The sequence below is a fragment of the Streptomyces sp. NPDC044984 genome, assembly GCF_040646935.1.
Classification (GTDB): domain Bacteria; phylum Actinomycetota; class Actinomycetes; order Streptomycetales; family Streptomycetaceae; genus Streptomyces.
This window is the reverse complement of the sequence record NZ_JBEZBE010000013.1, coordinates 1-16,746: the sequence shown is the minus strand read 5'-3', so window position 1 is coordinate 16,746 and position 16,746 is coordinate 1. Positions and strand designations below refer to the sequence as shown.

Annotated in this window: 13 protein-coding genes; 10 read left to right on the top strand and 3 right to left on the bottom strand. The window is 72.3% G+C overall.

The window, feature by feature from the left end:
• Nucleotides 1-16: 16 nt before the first annotated feature.
• From AB0A94_RS16075 to AB0A94_RS16065, 3 genes are all read left to right on the top strand, one after another.
• Complete coding sequence (locus AB0A94_RS16075; protein WP_361744681.1) at nucleotides 17-2,416, top strand: glycosyl hydrolase family 65 protein; 2,400 nt, start codon at nucleotides 17-19, stop codon at nucleotides 2,414-2,416.
• A 168-nt stretch (nucleotides 2,417-2,584) separates the two neighbouring features.
• Nucleotides 2,585-2,887 (top strand): DUF1540 domain-containing protein, encoded by a 303-nt coding sequence (locus AB0A94_RS16070; protein ID WP_361744679.1) that lies wholly within the window; start codon nucleotides 2,585-2,587, stop codon nucleotides 2,885-2,887.
• 335 nt (nucleotides 2,888-3,222) lie between these two features.
• The gene (locus tag AB0A94_RS16065; RefSeq protein WP_361744677.1) at nucleotides 3,223-3,936 is read left to right on the top strand and encodes an HAD-IC family P-type ATPase; all 714 of its coding nucleotides are present in this window, start codon (nucleotides 3,223-3,225) and stop codon (nucleotides 3,934-3,936) included.
• A gap of 94 nt (nucleotides 3,937-4,030) precedes the next feature.
• Here AB0A94_RS16065 and AB0A94_RS16060 read toward each other — a convergent pair whose 3' ends face one another.
• Nucleotides 4,031-6,754, bottom strand: a complete 2,724-nt coding sequence (locus tag AB0A94_RS16060; RefSeq protein ID WP_361744675.1) for a cation-transporting P-type ATPase — start codon at nucleotides 6,752-6,754, stop codon at nucleotides 4,031-4,033.
• Nucleotides 6,755-6,756: 2 nt separating this feature from the next.
• Complete coding sequence (locus AB0A94_RS16055; protein WP_361744673.1) at nucleotides 6,757-7,638, bottom strand: universal stress protein; 882 nt, start codon at nucleotides 7,636-7,638, stop codon at nucleotides 6,757-6,759.
• A gap of 284 nt (nucleotides 7,639-7,922) precedes the next feature.
• Between AB0A94_RS16055 and AB0A94_RS16050 the strand changes: the two genes are divergently transcribed.
• Nucleotides 7,923-8,402 (top strand): cation:proton antiporter regulatory subunit, encoded by a 480-nt coding sequence (locus AB0A94_RS16050; protein WP_085575897.1) that lies wholly within the window; start codon nucleotides 7,923-7,925, stop codon nucleotides 8,400-8,402.
• 3 nt (nucleotides 8,403-8,405) lie between these two features.
• Nucleotides 8,406-9,650 carry a cation:proton antiporter gene (locus AB0A94_RS16045; protein ID WP_361744670.1) on the top strand — a complete coding sequence of 415 codons (1,245 nt, stop codon included), beginning with the start codon at nucleotides 8,406-8,408 and terminating at the stop codon, nucleotides 9,648-9,650.
• On the opposite strand, the gene AB0A94_RS16040 is transcribed toward AB0A94_RS16045, so the two are convergent.
• The gene (locus AB0A94_RS16040; protein ID WP_361744668.1) at nucleotides 9,580-10,467 is read right to left on the bottom strand and encodes a universal stress protein; all 888 of its coding nucleotides are present in this window, start codon (nucleotides 10,465-10,467) and stop codon (nucleotides 9,580-9,582) included. The two genes, AB0A94_RS16045 and AB0A94_RS16040, sit on opposite strands and share 71 nt — an antisense overlap.
• Before the next feature lie 346 nt (nucleotides 10,468-10,813).
• Between AB0A94_RS16040 and AB0A94_RS16035 the strand changes: the two genes are divergently transcribed.
• From AB0A94_RS16035 to AB0A94_RS16015, 5 genes are all read left to right on the top strand, one after another.
• On the top strand, nucleotides 10,814-12,280 hold the full coding sequence (locus tag AB0A94_RS16035; protein WP_361744666.1) for an amino acid permease: 1,467 nt from the start codon (nucleotides 10,814-10,816) through the stop codon (nucleotides 12,278-12,280).
• A gap of 33 nt (nucleotides 12,281-12,313) precedes the next feature.
• The gene (locus tag AB0A94_RS16030) at nucleotides 12,314-13,528 is read left to right on the top strand and encodes an arginine deiminase (protein ID WP_361744664.1); all 1,215 of its coding nucleotides are present in this window, start codon (nucleotides 12,314-12,316) and stop codon (nucleotides 13,526-13,528) included.
• A 23-nt stretch (nucleotides 13,529-13,551) separates the two neighbouring features.
• Nucleotides 13,552-14,553, top strand: coding sequence for an ornithine carbamoyltransferase (gene argF / locus AB0A94_RS16025; protein WP_361744662.1), 1,002 nt, complete (start codon nucleotides 13,552-13,554; stop codon nucleotides 14,551-14,553).
• A 3-nt stretch (nucleotides 14,554-14,556) separates the two neighbouring features.
• Complete coding sequence (locus tag AB0A94_RS16020) at nucleotides 14,557-15,480, top strand: carbamate kinase (RefSeq protein WP_361744660.1); 924 nt, start codon at nucleotides 14,557-14,559, stop codon at nucleotides 15,478-15,480.
• A 125-nt stretch (nucleotides 15,481-15,605) separates the two neighbouring features.
• The gene (locus AB0A94_RS16015) at nucleotides 15,606-16,526 is read left to right on the top strand and encodes a universal stress protein (protein ID WP_361744658.1); all 921 of its coding nucleotides are present in this window, start codon (nucleotides 15,606-15,608) and stop codon (nucleotides 16,524-16,526) included.
• Nucleotides 16,527-16,746: the final 220 nt, after the last annotated feature.

Sequence of the window (16,746 nt, the reverse complement as noted above, 5' to 3'; positions counted from 1 at the left end):
GGAGAGGACGCGGCGGATGTCTGAGTGGACCTGGGAGTACGAGGGGTACGACCCGGCCGGCGAGCGGCTGCGCGAGTCGCTGTGCACACTCGGCAACGGCTGCTTCGCCACACGGGGCGCCCTGCCCGAGAGCAGGGCGGGCCTGGTGCACTACCCGGCCACCTACGCGGCCGGGGTCTACAACCGCCTGGAGTCGGCCGTGGCGGGGCGGCGGGTGGTGAACGAGGACCTGGTGAACCTCCCGAACTGGCTGTTCCTGCGGTTCCGTCCGCGCTTCGCCGACGGGTCGGCGGGACCGTGGTTCTCTCCCGACACGCACCGGCCACTCGACCACCGGCACAGTCTGGACCTGCGCCGGGCCACCCTGACGCGTACGTTCCGGTTCCGGGACGACGAGGCGGGCGTGCTGGGTGTGGAGCAGGTCCGGCTGGTGCACATGGCGGACCCTCACCTGGCCGCGCTGCGGACCGTCGTCACGGCCGAGGAGTGGTCCGGGCAGATCGAGGTGGAGTCCGCCCTCGACGGTGACGTCACCAACGGCAACGTGCACCGCTACCGATCACTCGAGCGGCACCACCTGGTCCACGTGCGGACCGGCGCGTCCGCGGCCGGCGTGACGTGGCTGAGTTGCCGCACCAGCACCTCCGGCATCGGCATCGGCATGGCGGCCCGCACGGTCGCCGCCGGGCAGCCGCCCACGGCGTCGGAGCACCGTCCGTCCCACCACCGTGCCGTGCACCGGCTGGTGATACCCGTCGCTCCCGGCCGGCCCGCCGTCGTGGACAGGACGGTGGCCCTGCACACCTCCCGGGACCGGGCGATCAGCGACCCCCTCGGCGCGGCGCTCGACCGGGTGGCCACGGCCCCTGACTTCCTGGCGCTCCTGGACTCCCACGCCGCCGCCTGGGCGCGCCTGTGGCGAGGCGCGGACATCCAGGTGCCCGGGAAGGCGGGCCGTGTCCTGCGCCTGCACCTGTTCCACGTGCTGCAGACGCTGTCCCCGCACACCGCGGACCTGGACGTGGGGGTGCCGGCCCGAGGGCTGCACGGCGAGGCGTACCGGGGCCACGTCTTCTGGGACGAACTGTTCGTGCTGCCGTACCTCAACCTGCATTTCCCGGAGGTCTCGCGGGCCCTGCTCGACTACCGCCACCGGCGTCTGCCGCAGGCGTGCCGCGCGGCACGCGCTGCGGGCCGGGCCGGGGCGATGTATCCGTGGCAGTCCGGCAGCGACGGCCGCGAGGAGACCCAGCGGCTGCACCTCAACCCCCGTTCGGGCCGGTGGCTGCCGGACGACTCCCGGCTCCAGCACCACGTCGGCTCGGCGATCGCCTACAACGTGTGGCAGTACTGCGAAGCGACGGGCGACACCGAGTACCTGCACACCAAGGGCGCGGAGATGCTGCTGCAGATCGCCCGCTTCTGGGCGGACAGCGCGGAGCCGACCCCCGGCGCCGGCCGGTACCGCATCCGTGGTGTGGTCGGCCCCGACGAATACCACGACCGCTACCCCGACGCCGACCGGCCGGGCCTGGACGACAACGCGTACACCAACGTCACCGCCGCCTGGGTCCTCGGCCGGGCCCTGGACCTGGTGCGGCGCCTCCCGGCCTGGCGCCGGCAGGAGCTCTTCGAACGCATCGGGCTGGAGAGCGGCGAACTCCCGAAGTGGGAGGAGGTCTCCCGGCGGCTGCGGGTGCCGTTCCACCGGGGCGTCATCAGCCAGTTCGACGGCTACGGCGACCTCGCCGAGCTGGACTGGGACGCCTACCGCACCCGCTACCCCAGCATCCGGCGGCTGGACCGCATCCTCGAGGCCGAGGGCGACTCCGTGAACCGCTACCAGGCGTCGAAACAGGCCGATGTCCTGATGCTCGGACACCTCTTCTCGGCCGCCGAACTGCGCAGCCTGTTCGACCGTCCCGGGTACGACGTGGACGACGAAGTCTGGCACAGGACCGTCGACTACTACCTGCGGCGCACCAGCCACGGCTCCACCCTCAGCGGACTCGTCCACGGCCTCGTCCTCGCCCGGGCCAGACGGGCCGAGGCGTGGAGTTACGTCCGCGAGGCCCTGGAGGCGGACATCGCCGACACCCAGGTCGGCACGACCGGCGAAGGCATCCACCTCGGCGCCATGGCCGGGACCCTGGACCTGGTGCAACGCGGCCTGACGGGACTGGAGACGCGTGAGGACGCCCTCTTCCTGGACCCGGTGCCCCTCCCCGCCCTGTCGGAGTACGGGTTCTCCCTGCGCTACCGCGGCCACTGGGGCATCGGCATACGGCGCCGGAGCGGACAGCTGGAGATCAGGGTGCCCGACTCGGAGGAGTCACCCATCCGCGTGGTGCTGGCCGACCGGGCCGTGACCATCGCGCCGGGGGAGACCTGCACGCTCGTGCTCCCGGGGGAGTGATCCGCGCGGACGGGCGAGTCACCTGTCGAAGTGCGCCGGTACCGGTCACCGCGCACAGTGGAGGACAGGAAGGGGCCGTTCCACGGGGTGGTACTGGAACACGGCTCCTGACACCCCTTGGTCCACGGCGAACGATCTGTACGACACCTCGAGAAAGCAGGCCCCGTCATGGCAGCCACCCCCGTCGCGCAACTGCCGGTCATCAGTGAATGCACGGCCGAGAGCTGCGCCTACAACCATGACCACACCTGCCACGCCGTGGCGATCACCGTGGGAGACCTCAGCAGTCCCGTCTGCGACACGTTCATGAGCGCGGACCTCGAGGGCGGAGAGCCGTCCGTCACCGGCCGGGTCGGCGCGTGCAAGATGGCTGACTGCCGGCACAACACCGCGCTGGAGTGCCACGCCCCGTCCATCACCGTCGGCAACGAGCATGAGCAGGTCGACTGCCTCACCTACGCGCGGACCTGAGGGACGCCGGAAGTGCTCGCCGCGTACGCCGCCGGCCACAAGCGTGGCCACGCACAGCCCTGACCGTCGGGCTCACGTCCGGTGCCGCAGCGCCCGGCTCACCCACGCCGGCGACCGGCCGGTCACCGCCGGCCGGTGTCAGCGGCGGTACCCCGACGGTGAGCGTTGGCGTCCTGGAACGCGGTCACCCGCATGACGGGAGTTCGGTGAATGGCGCACAGTGAGCGGGCCGGTCCCGATGCCCTCGCCCCGACACGCCCCGGTGTCCTCGCGGTGCGCGACGGTGACCGTCGGGCGGTCCGTGGTGCACGCACGTACAGAACTCCGTCGGGCGCGTGAGCGAGCAGTGGGGCGCCCGGAGGTTCGGCGCGGGCACCGGCGCACCCCGTACGACGTCTCCCGCTCCTTCCGCGACGGGTCTGTCGTCGGCCGAGGCCGCGCGCCGACTGACGCGTCACGGACCCAACGCGATCCTGGAGGAGCCGCGCGCCTCCGTGTGGCGGCGGGTGCTGCAGCAACTGCGCGATCCGCTGAGCCTGGTGCTGTTGGTGGCCGCCGTCTTGACGATCGCCACCGGTGATCTCTCCGATGCCTCCGTGATCCTGCTCGTCATCATGGTGAACACCACGGTCGGCGTCGTACAGGAGGTACGGGCCGAACAGGCGGTGATGGCCCTGTCCGCCATGACTGCCCCCACCGCCGGAGTCGTACGGGACGGCGAGGAACGCTCCCTCCCGGCCGCCGAGGTGGCCCCCGGGGACATGGTCCTGGTGGCCGAGGGCGACATCGTGCCCGCCGACGGGGACGTGCTGTCCGCTGTCTCGCTGCTGACGGACGAGTCCTCGCTGACGGGCGAGTCCGTTCCGGTGGAGAAGGCGCCCGGCGGTGACCCCTCGCACGGCACGGTGTCGGCGGGCACGGTCGTGTTGCACGGCCGCGGACGCGTCGCGGTCACCCCCACGGGAGCCCACAGCGTGCTCGGCCGGATCGCGACCCTGATGGGTGCCGCGCCCGGTCCGACCCCGCTGCAGTTTCGGTGCCGACGGTGACGGGTCCGTCCGCTCGACGGCCTCGCGGAGGAAGGCCCGGTTGGCGAGGTCGCCGGGCAGCGGCAGGCATGCGGTGACCGCGCCGGCCGTCCGTTCAGTTCTCGAGGCGGCTCACCTCGCCCGCGTCACGTGTGGTGCCGTGCCGTGAGTACACGGAGCGCCAGGCGTGCTCTGTCAGGAGCACGCCGGAGGCGGTGAGCAGGCAGATGGCCCATTGGGCGGCGCTGAGGGCGACGGTGTCGAAGACGTCTTGGGCGAACGGGGCCTGGACGGCGGTGATCTGGAGGACGAGCACTGCCGCCAGGCAGATCCAGAGGGTGCGGTTGTGCAGCTGGTGGCGCCCCAGGACGGGGCCGTCCTCGCTGCGAACGGCCAGGGCGTTGAAGAACTGGAACAGTACGAACGTGGTGAACGCCATCGTGGTCGCTGTCGCGGTGTCGTCGCTGAGGGCACGGGCGGCGGCGAAGACGGCCACGGTGCCGGCGGCCATGACCGCGCCGGAGCGGGTGACGGCGATCAGGCGTCGGCCGTTGAGGATGCGTTCACCGGGCGGGCGGGGCGGACGCCGGATCACGTTGCCCCGTGGCGGGTCGATGCCGAGCGCCATGGCGGGCGGCCCGTCCATGATGATGTTGACCCACAGCAGCTGGATCGCCGACATGGGGGCGGGCATCCCGGCCAGCACGGTGGCGAGCAGGGTGAGGATGGCGCCGATGTTGGTGGACAGCTGGAAGCGGACGAAGGTGACGATGTTGTCGTAGATGGAACGGCCCTCCCGGACCGCGCGGACGATGGTGGAGAAGTCGTCGTCCGTGAGCACCATGTCGGCGGCTTCCTTGGCGACGTCCGTGCCGGTGACGCCCATGGCGACGCCGATGTGGGCGGCGCGCAGGGCGGCCGCGTCGTTGACGCCGTCGCCGGTCATGGCCACGATGTGCCCGCGCCGGGAGAGGGCGCGGACGATGGTGACCTTGTGCTCGGGGGCGACGCGGGCGAAGACCCCGATGCCCTCGACGCGGTCCGCGAGGTCCTGCTCGCTCATCCGGGTCAGCTCGGCACCGGTGACGACGTCGCCGGTGATGCCCAGCTCGCGGGCGATGGCGGTGGCGGTGTCCGCATGGTCCCCAGTGATCATCTTCACGGTGACGCCGGCGGCCTGGGCGAGGGCTACGGCGTCGCGCGCCTGGGGACGCGGTGGGTCGGTGATGCCCGCGACAGCGGTGAGCGTCAGTCCGGCCACCTGATCGGCATCGAGCCGGTCGCTCACGGAGGTGGCGGCGCCGAGGACGCGCAGGCCCTCACCGCCCATGCGCCGCGCGACGTCGGTGACCTCTCGGCGGCGTTCCGCGGTGAGGGGAGCGGGACCCCGGTCGGTCATCAGGTGGGTGCACCGGTCCAGCAGGACGTCGACCGCGCCCTTGGCGTGCACGTGGACGGATCCGTGGGGGCCCTGGTGGAAGGTGGCCATGTACTTCGCGGCGGGGTCGAAGGGGATCTCCCCGACGCGCGGGGTCCGGGTGTGCAGCTCGGTGTCGAGGCCCGCCTTGGCGGCGAGGACGAGCAGGGCGGCCTCGGTGGGATCGCCGATCGTGCCCTCGGCGCCGAGCCGGGCGTCGTTGCACAGGGCGAAGGGCAGCACGGCGTCCCGCAGGTCAGGGGCGGGCTGCCCATCGGCCGCGCGGACGGTCCCGGCGGTGTCGTAGCCCTCACCGGTCACGTCGTACCGGCGTCCGGCGACCCACAGGGCCCGGGTGGTCATCTCGTTCATCGTCAGCGTGCCGGTCTTGTCGCTGCACACCACGGTCGCCGAGCCGAGTGCCTCCACGGACGCCAGACGCTTGACGATGGCGCCGCGGCGGGCCATGCGGTGGACGCCCAGGGCGAGGGTGAGCGCGAGGACGGCGGGCAGCCCTTCGGGGATGGCCGCGACGGCCAGCGCGACGGCCCGCAGCGCGAGGTCGGCGAGCGGTTCCCCACGAACGAGCGCCACGAGCGCGTAGGCGCTCACGGCGGCCCCGCTGACGAGCGCGAGCCGCCGGCCGAGACTGTCCATCTGGATCTGCAGCGGACTGGGCGCGTCGCCACCGGTGCGCAGTTCCTCGGCGATCGCGCCGACCGCGGTGTGCATGCCGGTGGCGGTGACGATCATCTCGGCACGGCCCCGGGTCAGCACCGTGTTCATGAAGAGCATGGCGGTGCGCTCGGCGACGGGCACTTCACCGTCGCCTTCCCCGACGGTGGGCGCGGTCGTCTTCGCGACCGGGTGCGACTCGCCGGTCAGCGAGGCCTCGGCGGCCTCGACGGACTCCGCGACCGTCAGCCGCCCGTCGGCCGGTACGCGGTCGCCGGCTTCCAGCAGGACGATGTCACCCGGTACGAGGGCGCCGGCCGGAACGTTCAGCACCCGGCCGTCGCGGCGTACCCGGGCGATGGGGACGAGCATGCGGCGCAGCGCTTCCAGGCTGCGCTCGGCGCGGCGTTCCTGCGCGTAGCCGATGGTGGCGTTGACGAACAGGACGACGGTGATGACGACCGCGTCCTTGATCTCACCGATGACGCCGGCGACGACGGCGGCGGCGAGCAGGATGCCGATCAGCCAGCTGCGGAACTGGTCCAGCAGGCGCAGCCACTGAGGCCTGCGGGCCGGTTCGGCCAGCTCGTTGGCTCCGTGGTCGGCGGCCCGCCGTTCGGCTTCGGCCGTGGTCAGGCCCGTGGCCGGGGCGACGCCGAGCAGGTCCGCCACCTCGGCGGCCTCCCGCCCGTAGGCGTCCTCGCAGTGGAGTGAGGACGGGGCGGGCACTGCGGTCCGCTGGGACACGGTCACTCCTTGCCGCGGACGACGGTGACGGGGCAGTGGGCGTGGTGCAGCAGCGCCTGGCTGACCGATCCCAGGAGCAGGCCGGTGAAGCCGCCGCTGCCCCGGGCTCCGGCCACCACCAGCTGGGCCTCCCGGCTGGCGTCGATCAGCGCGTTGCGGATCCGGGACCGCACCAGGCGCCGCTCGACGGTGACTTGCGGGTAGGTCTCCTGCCAGGCGGCCACGGTCCGGTCGAGAAGCTGCTGTTCGGCCTCCCGCAGCCGGTCGGCGTCCGCCACCACCGCGGTCAGCGGGTCGCCGGGCCCCTCGTAGGCGCGCTCACTCCAGGTGTTCCACGCGTGCAGTGCCACGAGCGGGGCACCGCGCAGCGCGGCCTCGGCGAACGCGAACTCCACCGCCGGCTCCCCGGCCGGGGAGCCGTCCACGGCGAGCAGCACCGGTCCGGCCGGGTCCGGGCGGCCGCGCACCACCATCAGCGGGCCGTGGCCGTGCGCGGCCAGGTGCACCGCCGTCGAGCCGAGCAGCAGCCCTGAGAAGCCCGTCAGGCCGCGACTGCCGACCACCGTCAGCGCCGCCGACCGCGACTCGATCTCCAGGACCTCGGTCGCGTCACCGGCCACCACCGAGCGAGTGATCTCGATGCCCGGCGCGGCCGCGTGCGCCCGCTCTTCCGCCCGGGCCAGTTGCCCGTGCACCATCGGCTCCAGGCCGTGGTCGGCCGGACTCCACGGTGCCGCGCCGGACGCCAGGTGCGCGGACGGGCGGCCGATGGCGTGGACGATGCGCAGCGATGTGCTGCGCAGGCGGGCCTCGCGGGCCGCGACGTCGACCGCGGTGAGGCTCGACGCCGAACCGTCCACCCCCACGATCACCGGATCACTCACTGGGCTCTCCCTCTTCGGGAGGCCGCGGACGCGGCCCCTCGGTTCCACCCTCCGGCAGGGCGATCACCCCGGCCAGGGTCCGACAGGGCCAGGGCCCGGGCCACTCGGCCCTGACCCGGCCCGCCGACAGGCCAGGAGGCCGTGTTCCCCCGGACGGACCACGCCGGGGCGCCCGTACTCGGGTGACCTGCCGCGCGTGCCGAAGAAACCGAGTACGGCGGGGCCACGGGGCGCGGCCCCGCCCGCACGGATCCGGACCCGACACGGCCGACAGGGTGAGAGGCATGGACGTCAGCGAGGTGCTGCTGCCCGGCGTGGGGCTGCGCTACGAGTTCGTCAACCACGAGGGCGACCGGGTGGGCGTCGTCGCCCAGCGCTCGGGGGAGTTCGAGCTGGTCGTCTACCCGGGCGACGATCCCGACGAGGCCCACCCGGTGCTCAGACTGACGAGCGAGGAGGCCGACGCCCTCGCCGAGATCCTCGGTGCCCCGCGCATCGCGGAGCGTTTCGCCGACCTGACGCGCGAGGTGCCCGGACTGAGCGCGGGGCAGGTCGAGGTCCGGTCCGACAGTCCGTTCGCCGGACGGATGCTCGGGGACACGCGGGCCCGGACGCGCACCGGCGCGTCGATCGTGGCGGTCGTCCGGGGCGAGGACGTCATCGCCTCACCCGGCCCCGTCCAGCCCTTGGAAGCAGGAGACGTGCTCGTCGTCATCGGGACCCGCGAGGGCATCGCCGGCGTCCAGCGCATCATCCAGGGCTGAGCGGTGCACATTCCCGTCGCCCTGCTGCTGGAGCTGGGGATCATCCTGACCGCGCTCAGCCTGCTCGGCGCGGTCGCCCGGCGCTTCGCCCTGTCACCCGTACCGCTGTACCTGGTGTCAGGTCTCGCCCTGGGCGATGGCGGACTCGCCCCGGTGCCGGCCGCCCGCGAGTTCGTGGACACCGGCGCGGCGATCGGTGTGATCCTCCTGCTGCTGACGCTCGGTCTGGACTTCACGGTGCGGGAGTTCACCGCCAGCCTCGGCCGGCACCGGTCCTCCGCCGTCGTCGACCTCGTCCTCAACGCCGGGCCCGGCGCCGGGGCGGGCCTGCTGCTCGGACTGGACGCGGCGGGCGTCCTGGCGCTGGCGGGCGCCACCTACGTCTCCTCCTCGGGCATCGTCGCCCGCCTCCTCGGTGACCTGCGCAGACTCGGAAACCGGGAGACCCCGGCGGTGTTGTCGGTACTGGTGCTGGAGGACTTCGCCATGGCCGCCTACCTGCCGCTGCTGGTCGTCGTCACCGCCGGTGGCACCTGGGCGCAGGCGCTCACGGCGGTCCTGGCCGCCACGGCCGTCGTGGTCGCGGCGATCGTCGCATCCGGCCGCTGGGGCCACCACGTCGGCCGCGTCGTGTCCCACGCGGACGCCGAACAGGTGCTGCTCAGGCTGCTCGGAATCACGCTGATCGTCGCCGCGCTGGCGGAGGTCGTCCATGTCTCGGCCGCCGTCGGGGCCTTCCTGGTCGGCCTCGCACTGACGGGCGCCGCCGCCGACCGGGCTCGGACCGTCCTCGGCCCGTTGCGCGATCTGTTCGCGGCGGTGTTCTTCCTGGCACTCGGTATGTCCGTGGACCCCGGGGACCTCCTGCCGGAGCTGCCTGCCGCACTGGCTCTGGCCGTGGTCACGGCCGCGACCAAGGTGGCCACCGGATGGTATGCCGCCCGCCGCGAGGGGGCGGGCCGACGCGGCCGGCTGCGGGCCGGGACGGCGCTCATCGCGCGCGGAGAGTTCTCGGTCGTCATCCTCGGGCTCGCCGCCCCGACGCAGGACCGGCTCGGAGCCGTCGTCACCACCTACGTGATGCTCCTGGCCGTCTTCGGCCCCCTCCTCACGCGTCTCGCGCCCGCCCGCCCGGCACCGCCCCGAAAGGCGCGGCCGGGCGGTGGGCGAGGTGTGCTCAGTGAGAACCGTCCGCTCCCCGCACCACCGCCACCGGACAGTGTGCGTGGTGCAGGAGGCTCTGGCTGACCGACCCCAGCAGCAGACCCGCGAAGCCGCCCCGGCCCCGGGCGCCGGCCACCAGCAGCTGGGCGGAGCGGCTCGCCTCGATCAGCGTCTCGCGCGGGCCGCCGTGCACCGTCCTGTGCTCCACCACCACGTCGGGACAGCGCTCCCGATGACCGGCGAGCGCTTCGGCCAGCAGCCGCTCCTCGGCCCGGGCCAGCGCACCCGGAGGGTTCGCGTCCGGCACCGACGGGTCCTGCGGTGAGGGCAGCGGGGCGTTCCAGTTCGTGTAGGCGTGCAACGCCACAAGAGGCGCCTTGCGCAGCGCGGCCTCGGCGAAGGCGAACTCCACCGCCCTGTCGCCCGCGGTGGAGCCGTCGACGGCCACCACCACCGGACCGGCGTCCTGCGGATGCTCGCGCACCACCAGCACCGGGCACCGGCCGTGCGCCGCCAGGTGGACCGCCGTCGAGCCCACCAGCAGGCCGACGAACCCGCCCATCCCGCGGGAGCCGACCACGACCAGCTCGGCGGCACGGGACTGGGCCTCCAGCACGGTCAGCGGTTCACCGGTCACCACGACGTGACTGACGTCGACGTCCGGCGCCGTCGCACGCGCCCGTTCCACCGCCTCGGCCACCAGACGGTCGACCATGCCGCGCAGACCGCCCTCCGGCGGGCCCATCGGCGACGGTCCCAGCGGCACGTGCATCGCGGGCCACATCCACGCGTGCACCACGCGCAGCGCCGCCCCGCGCAGTCGGGCCTCCCGTGCCGCCGTCTCCACCGCCGTCAGACTCGACGCCGATCCGTCCACGCCGACGACCACCACACCGCTCACCGTGCCTCCTCGTCCGGGCCTTCTGTTTCCACGGCCAGCCTCTCCCGGGACACCGTCCGCCGGCATGGGCCGGGAAGGCCACGTCCGGGGGCCGTCCGGCTCATCCCACAGGCTCGGAAGATGTGCGACCACCGGCGGTGTCCCGTACGGCCGTCGCCGCCACGGCGGACGACGGTCCCGCCCGACGGCGCCGGGCCGAACGGACACGCGGCGACCGGGACCAACGGGCCCAGCACGGGACGTGCGGCCGTTCACCTCGATCGGCCCCAACCAGAAAGATCAGTGACGAACGATTCCGTTCCCAGCGTTCCGCGGCGCTCCCGCGCCCGGCCCAAGGAGCACAGCCATGTCCTCGACCAAACGGAGCAGCGGCAGAGCAGGGCCCTCGGCGGCGCTCGGTCTGCCCGCCGCCTCCGCCCTGGTGATCGGCAGCATCATCGGCACAGGTGTCTTCGCGCTCCCGTCGGCCCTGGCACCCTACGGACCCATCTCGCTCGTCGCGTTCGGCGTCGTCACCCTGGGCGCGCTGGCGCTGGCCGGCACGTTCGGGGCGCTGTCCAAGCGGACACCGGCCAGTGGCGGACCGTACGTCTACGCCCGGGAGGCGTTCGGGGAGTTCGCCGGATTCCTCAACGCCTGGTCGTACTGGATCACCGCCTGGGCGGGAAACGCGGCGATCGCGGTGGCCTGGGTCGGCTACGTCGAGGTGTTCGTCAACACCGGCCACCGGACCTGGATCTCCGTACTCATCGCGCTCACAGGGCTGTGGATACCCGCCGCCGTCAACCTCACCGGAGTCCGCAACACCGGCGCCTTCCAGGTGGTCACCACCGTCCTGAAGTTCGTGCCGCTGCTCTTCATGGCGACCCTCGGGCTGCTGTTCGTCGATCCGGACAACTTCGGCGCCTTCAACGCCAGTGGCGGCTCCGCGCTCGGCGCGATCTCCGCCGCCGGAGCCATCGCCCTGTTCAGCTACCTAGGCCTGGAGGCCGCCTCCGTGGTCGCGAGCCGGGTCCGCGAGCCCGCCCGCAACGTGCCGCGCGCCACCGTGTACGGCACGCTCGCCTGCGCCGTCATCTACCTCCTCGGCACCCTCGCCGTGTTCGGCACCGTCTCCCACGGCGAGCTCCTGACGTCCTCCGCGCCGTTCACCGAGGCCGCGAACAACATCATGGGCGGCACCTGGGCCGGTGACGCCGTCGCCGTGGCCGCCATCGTCTCCGGCATCGGTGCCCTGAACGGCTGGACCATGCTGTGCGCGGAGATGCCCTACGCGGCAGCCCGCGACGGACTCTTCCCCGCAGCCTTCGCGAGGCTGCGCGGCGACAAGGACGTCCCGGTGTTCGGCATCGTGGCCTCGACCGTGCTGGCCTCACTGATCACCGTCTTCAGCTACACCCGCTTCGACGATGTCTTCACCAAGATCGTGCTGCTGAGCGTGCTGACCGCGGTGATCCCCTACCTGTTCTCCGCCGCCGCCCAGCTGTACTGGCTTCTGGTGCACGGCCGCGCGCGCCTGGACCGGCGGGCACTGGCCCGGGACGTCACCGTCGCGGTGCTCGCCATGGGCTTCTCCTACTGGTCGATCCAGGGCAGCGGCTACCAGACCGTCTACTACGGGCTCTTCGTCCTGCTCCTCGGCCTCCCGGTCTACGTCTGGCTCAAGCGCGACGGCGACGTGTCCGCGCGGCCCGGGCCGGCCGGGTCCGCGGCGCCTGACGCGCGTGCCCCCGAGACGCCGCCGGGCCCGTCCGGACGGCGGGCCGTCATCCCCCGCAGCCGCGGCAGGGCTCCCCTGCGCCACCACGACTGACCGACCGCGGCCCATCCCACCGAAGGACATCCCGTGAACACCTTCCACGTCGACTCCGAGACCGGCCGCCTCCGCCAGGTGATCCTGCACCGTCCGGGCCTGGAGCTGTCCCGCCTGACCCCGCGCAACGTCGACGCGCTCCTCTTCGACGACATCCTGTGGGCCAAGCGGGCCCGCGAGGAGCACGACGCCTTCGCCCAGGTCCTGCGCGACCACGGGGCACGCGTGCACTACTTCGCCGATCTGCTGGCGCACACCCTCGACGTCCCCGGGGCGCGGGACTGGCTGCTGGAGCGGATCGTCACCCCGGCCACCGTAGGTCCCGCCCTGGCCGACCCGGTCCGCGCCTTCTGCTCCGATCTGGACGGCGAGACCCTCGCCGGGTACCTCATCGGCGGACTGCTCAAGAGCGACCTCCCGCTCACCGCTCCGCACAGTCTGATGTGGAACGCGTTGGGCACCGAGGAATTCGCCCTGGCACCACTGCCCAACCACCTCTTCCCGAGGGACAACTCCTGCTGGATCTACGACCGGCTGTCGGTCAACCCCATGGCCAAGCCCGCCCGGCGGCGCGAGAGCCTGCACGCCGAGGCCGTCTACCGGTTCCACCCGATGTTCGCCGGGGCCGCTCCGGCACCGCTCCTCGACGGACCGGTGGGCACCCTGGAGGGCGGGGACGTCCATGTCGTCGGCAACGGCGCCGTCATGGTCGGCATGGGGGAGCGGACCACCGCGCAGGCCGTGGAGAACCTTGCCGCCCGCCTCTTCGCCGAGCACACCGCCAGTCGGCTGATCGCGGTCCAACTCCCCTCCGAGCGGGCCTACATGCACCTCGACACGGTGCTGACCATGGTGGACCGGGACACCTTCGTCCTCTACCCGGGTCTCGCCGACTCCCTGCGCTCGTGGACCCTGATGCCCAGTGGACGGCACGAGGCCGGCTTCGCCGTCACTCCGAACTCCGACCTGGCCACCGCGCTGGCCGAAGCGCTCGAACTCGACAAGGTACGCATGCTGTCCGCGCCACAGGACCTCCGCAACGCCGAGCGCGAACAGTGGGACGACGGCAGCAACTTCCTGGCGCTGTCCCCCGGAGTGGTCGTCGGCTACGAACGCAACGTCACCACCAACACCTACCTGCGCAAGCAGGGCATCGAAATCGTCACCATCGCCGGTGCCGAACTCGGCCGCGGCCGGGGCGGACCGCGCTGCATGAGCTGCCCGATCGAACGCGACCCCGTCACCTGACCGCACCACTGCGAGGAACCGTCATGACCGTCGACCTGCGAGGCCGCTCCTACCTGAGCGAACTCGACTTCACCGCCGAACAGATCCACCACCTCCTCGACCTCACCGAAGAACTGAAGAAAGCCAGGCGTGCCGGCACCGAACGGCCCCGCCTGACCGGAAAGCACCTGGCCCTGGTCTTCGAGAAGACCTCCACCCGCACCCGCTGCGCCTTCGAGGCCGCCGCCGCCGACCAGGGCGCCGCCACCACCTACCTGGGTCCCGGCGACACCCATGTCGGCACCAAGGAGTCCGTCGCCGACACCGCCCGCGTCCTCGGCCGCATGTTCGACGGCATCGAATACCGGGGCTCCGCCCAGTCGACCGTCACCGACCTCGCCGCCCACGCGGGCGTGCCCGTGTACAACGGACTGACCGACACCGCACATCCGACCCAGAGCCTGTGCGACGTCTTCACCATGCGCGAGCACAGCCCGAAACCACTGGCGGAGATCAGCTACTGCTACCTCGGGGACGCCCGCAACAACATGGGCAACTCCCTGCTGTCCATGGGAGCCCTGCTCGGTATGGACGTACGGATCGCCGCCCCCGGAGCACTGTGGCCCGAACCCGGCCTCGTCGCAGCCTGCCGCTCCCTCGCCGCCCGCAGCGGGGCCCGCATCACCCTGACCGAGGACGTGGAGGAAGCCGTCCACCGCGCCGACTTCCTCCACACCGACGTATGGGTGTCCATGGGGGAGCCGGCGGAGACCTGGCGGGAGCGCGTCGAACTGCTGCTGCCCTACCGCGTCGACGACAAGACGATGACGGCCACCGGCAACCCGGACGCCAGGTTCATGCACTGCCTGCCGTCACTCCACGACCGCAGCACCCGTCTGGGCAGGCAACTCTTCGACACCTACGGACTGGACGGCCTCGAAGTCACCGACGACGTCTTCTCCTCGCCCGCCTCCCTCGTCTTCGACCAGGCCGAGAACCGGCTGCACACCATCAAGGCCGTACTCGTCGCCACCCTGGAGGACTGACCCATGCGCATCGTCGTCGCCCTCGGCGGCAACGCCCTGCTGCACCGGGGCGAACGCCCCGACGCCGCGGTGCAACAGGCCAACATCGACAGGGCCGTCACCGCCCTCGCCGCACTCGCCCGTGACAACGAACTCGTCATCACGCACGGCAACGGCCCCCAGATCGGCCTACTGGCCGTCGAAAGCGCCGCTGATCCCGCCCTGTCCACTCCCTACCCGCTGGACGTCCTGGGTGCTCAGACGCAGGGCATGATCGGGTCGTTGCTCGCCCGGGCCCTGCGAGGTGCCCTCCCCGGACGGCAGGTCGCCGCGCTCGTCACCCACACCGTGGTCCGTGCGGGCGACCCGGCCTTCGCGCGGCCCACCAAGTTCGTCGGCCAGGTCTACTCGCGGGAGGTGGCGCACGTCCTCGCCCGCAAGCGCGGCTGGCACATCGCCAAGGACACCACGGGATGGCGCCGCGTCGTCCCGTCCCCAGCGCCCGAGGCCATCGTGGAGACGGACACCGTCCACGCCCTGCTGAGCAGCGGAACGCTCGTCGTCTGCGCCGGCGGCGGAGGCGTCCCCGTCACGGCCGATCACGACACCGGGGCGCTGACCGGAGTCGAAGCCGTCGTCGACAAGGACTTCACCGCCGCTCTCCTGGCCGAGGAACTCAAGGCCGATCTCCTGCTCATCCTCACTGACGTCCCGAACGTGTACGCCGACTTCGGCACGCCTCGCCAGCAGCCCGTGCTCGACGTGACCCCCGCTCAACTTCGGGACAGCGCCTTCCCCGAGGGTTCGATGAAGCCCAAGGCCGAGGCCGCTGCCCGGTTCGTGGAACGGACCGGTGGCCTGGCCGCGATCGGAGCCCTCGACGCCGCGTACGCCATCGCCCACGGAACATCGGGGACGCTCGTACGACCCGAACTCCCCATCGGATGACAAGCAGCAGGCGGCGCACCGGAGAGTCGGATTCCGGGACGGCCGGCTCCTGGCCAAGGACCAGTGGCCCCTGCTGTCACCGCCTGACGGGACCAAGAATCGAAGCAGCCTGAAGGAGGATCTCCATGACCCGCACCATCACCGTCGGACTGGACGGCTCGCCGGCGAGCCTGGCTGCCGCAGACTGGGCCGCGCACGAGGCACAGCTCAGGGACCTGCCTCTGAGGCTCGTGACCGCGTGGGAGTGGCAAGCCCCTGCCTTCGCACCTGCGACCGGAATCGGCGTGCCGGTGCCGCCGAGCGACCTCCAGCGGGCATCGGCACAGCACCTGCTGGCCCAGGCGCGCTCCCGCGTCGGCGAGACCCGCCCCGGGCTGCGGATCGACACGGACGAGATCCCCGGCCTGCCCGTCCCGGCCCTGCTGAAGGCCGCCGAGGAGGCCGAGCTGCTGGTACTGGGCTCCCGCGGACTGGGCAAGGCGGCGGGATACCTGCTCGGTTCCGTCTCCCATGCCGTCCTGGCCTCGTGCGAGCGGCCCGTCGTCCTCGTCCGTGCTGCCGAGCACGGCGAAGAGGAGGTGACGGCGGAGACCTCGGCACGCGAGGTCTCCGCCGTCTCCGGCCACCGTGACGTCGTCCTGGGCCTGGACCTGCACAAGCCCAATGACGCGGTGATCGACTTCGCGTTCGACGCGGCTTCACGGCGCGCCGCACGCCTACGGATCATTCACGGCTGGACGCTGCCGCCCTACTACTACGGCGGCGCGCTCATGCCCGACCTGAACGACGGCATGGTCAAGCAGGTACGGAGCGAACTGTCCGACGTCCTGCGACCGTGGCAGGACAGGTACCCCGCCGTGGAGGTTCACGCGCAGGCCACGATCGGTGGTGCCGGGCGCCACCTGGTCGACGCCTCCTACGACGCCGCCCTCGTGGTGGTGGGCAGGCAGAACCGTCGGGCGGCGGTCGGCGCTCATATCGGGCCGGTGACCCAGGCGCTGCTGCATCATGCCGTCGCTCCGGTGGCGGTGATCTCGCACGACTGACCGAGAAGGACTGCCCAGGGCAGCGAACGCAACGAGGGAGGCCTCCACCTGTCCGATCCTCAGCCCGCCTGTACGCGATGCGTGAGACACCGCCGCGTACAGGCGGGCTGTTTCATCGCCGGTGGTGGCCGAAGGTCCCTGTGGACTGGGGCTGTTGAGTCCCTTGGGTGTGGACCTTCGGCGTCGGGTGCGCGGTGGTGGGGGCCGGGAGAGTGGGTGG

Excerpts from the sequence above, each read along its gene's own strand:
- AB0A94_RS16075 (WP_361744681.1), top strand. The coding sequence starts at position 17 with ATGTCTGAGTGGACCTGGGAGTACGAGGGGTACGACCCGGCCGGCGAG.
- AB0A94_RS16070 (WP_361744679.1), top strand. The coding sequence starts at position 2,585 with ATGGCAGCCACCCCCGTCGCGCAACTGCCGGTCATCAGTGAATGCACG.
- AB0A94_RS16050 (WP_085575897.1), top strand. The coding sequence starts at position 7,923 with ATGGACGTCAGCGAGGTGCTGCTGCCCGGCGTGGGGCTGCGCTACGAG.
- AB0A94_RS16035 (WP_361744666.1), top strand. The coding sequence starts at position 10,814 with ATGTCCTCGACCAAACGGAGCAGCGGCAGAGCAGGGCCCTCGGCGGCG.
- argF (WP_361744662.1), top strand. The coding sequence starts at position 13,552 with ATGACCGTCGACCTGCGAGGCCGCTCCTACCTGAGCGAACTCGACTTC.
- AB0A94_RS16020 (WP_361744660.1), top strand. The coding sequence starts at position 14,557 with ATGCGCATCGTCGTCGCCCTCGGCGGCAACGCCCTGCTGCACCGGGGC.
- AB0A94_RS16015 (WP_361744658.1), top strand. The coding sequence starts at position 15,606 with ATGACCCGCACCATCACCGTCGGACTGGACGGCTCGCCGGCGAGCCTG.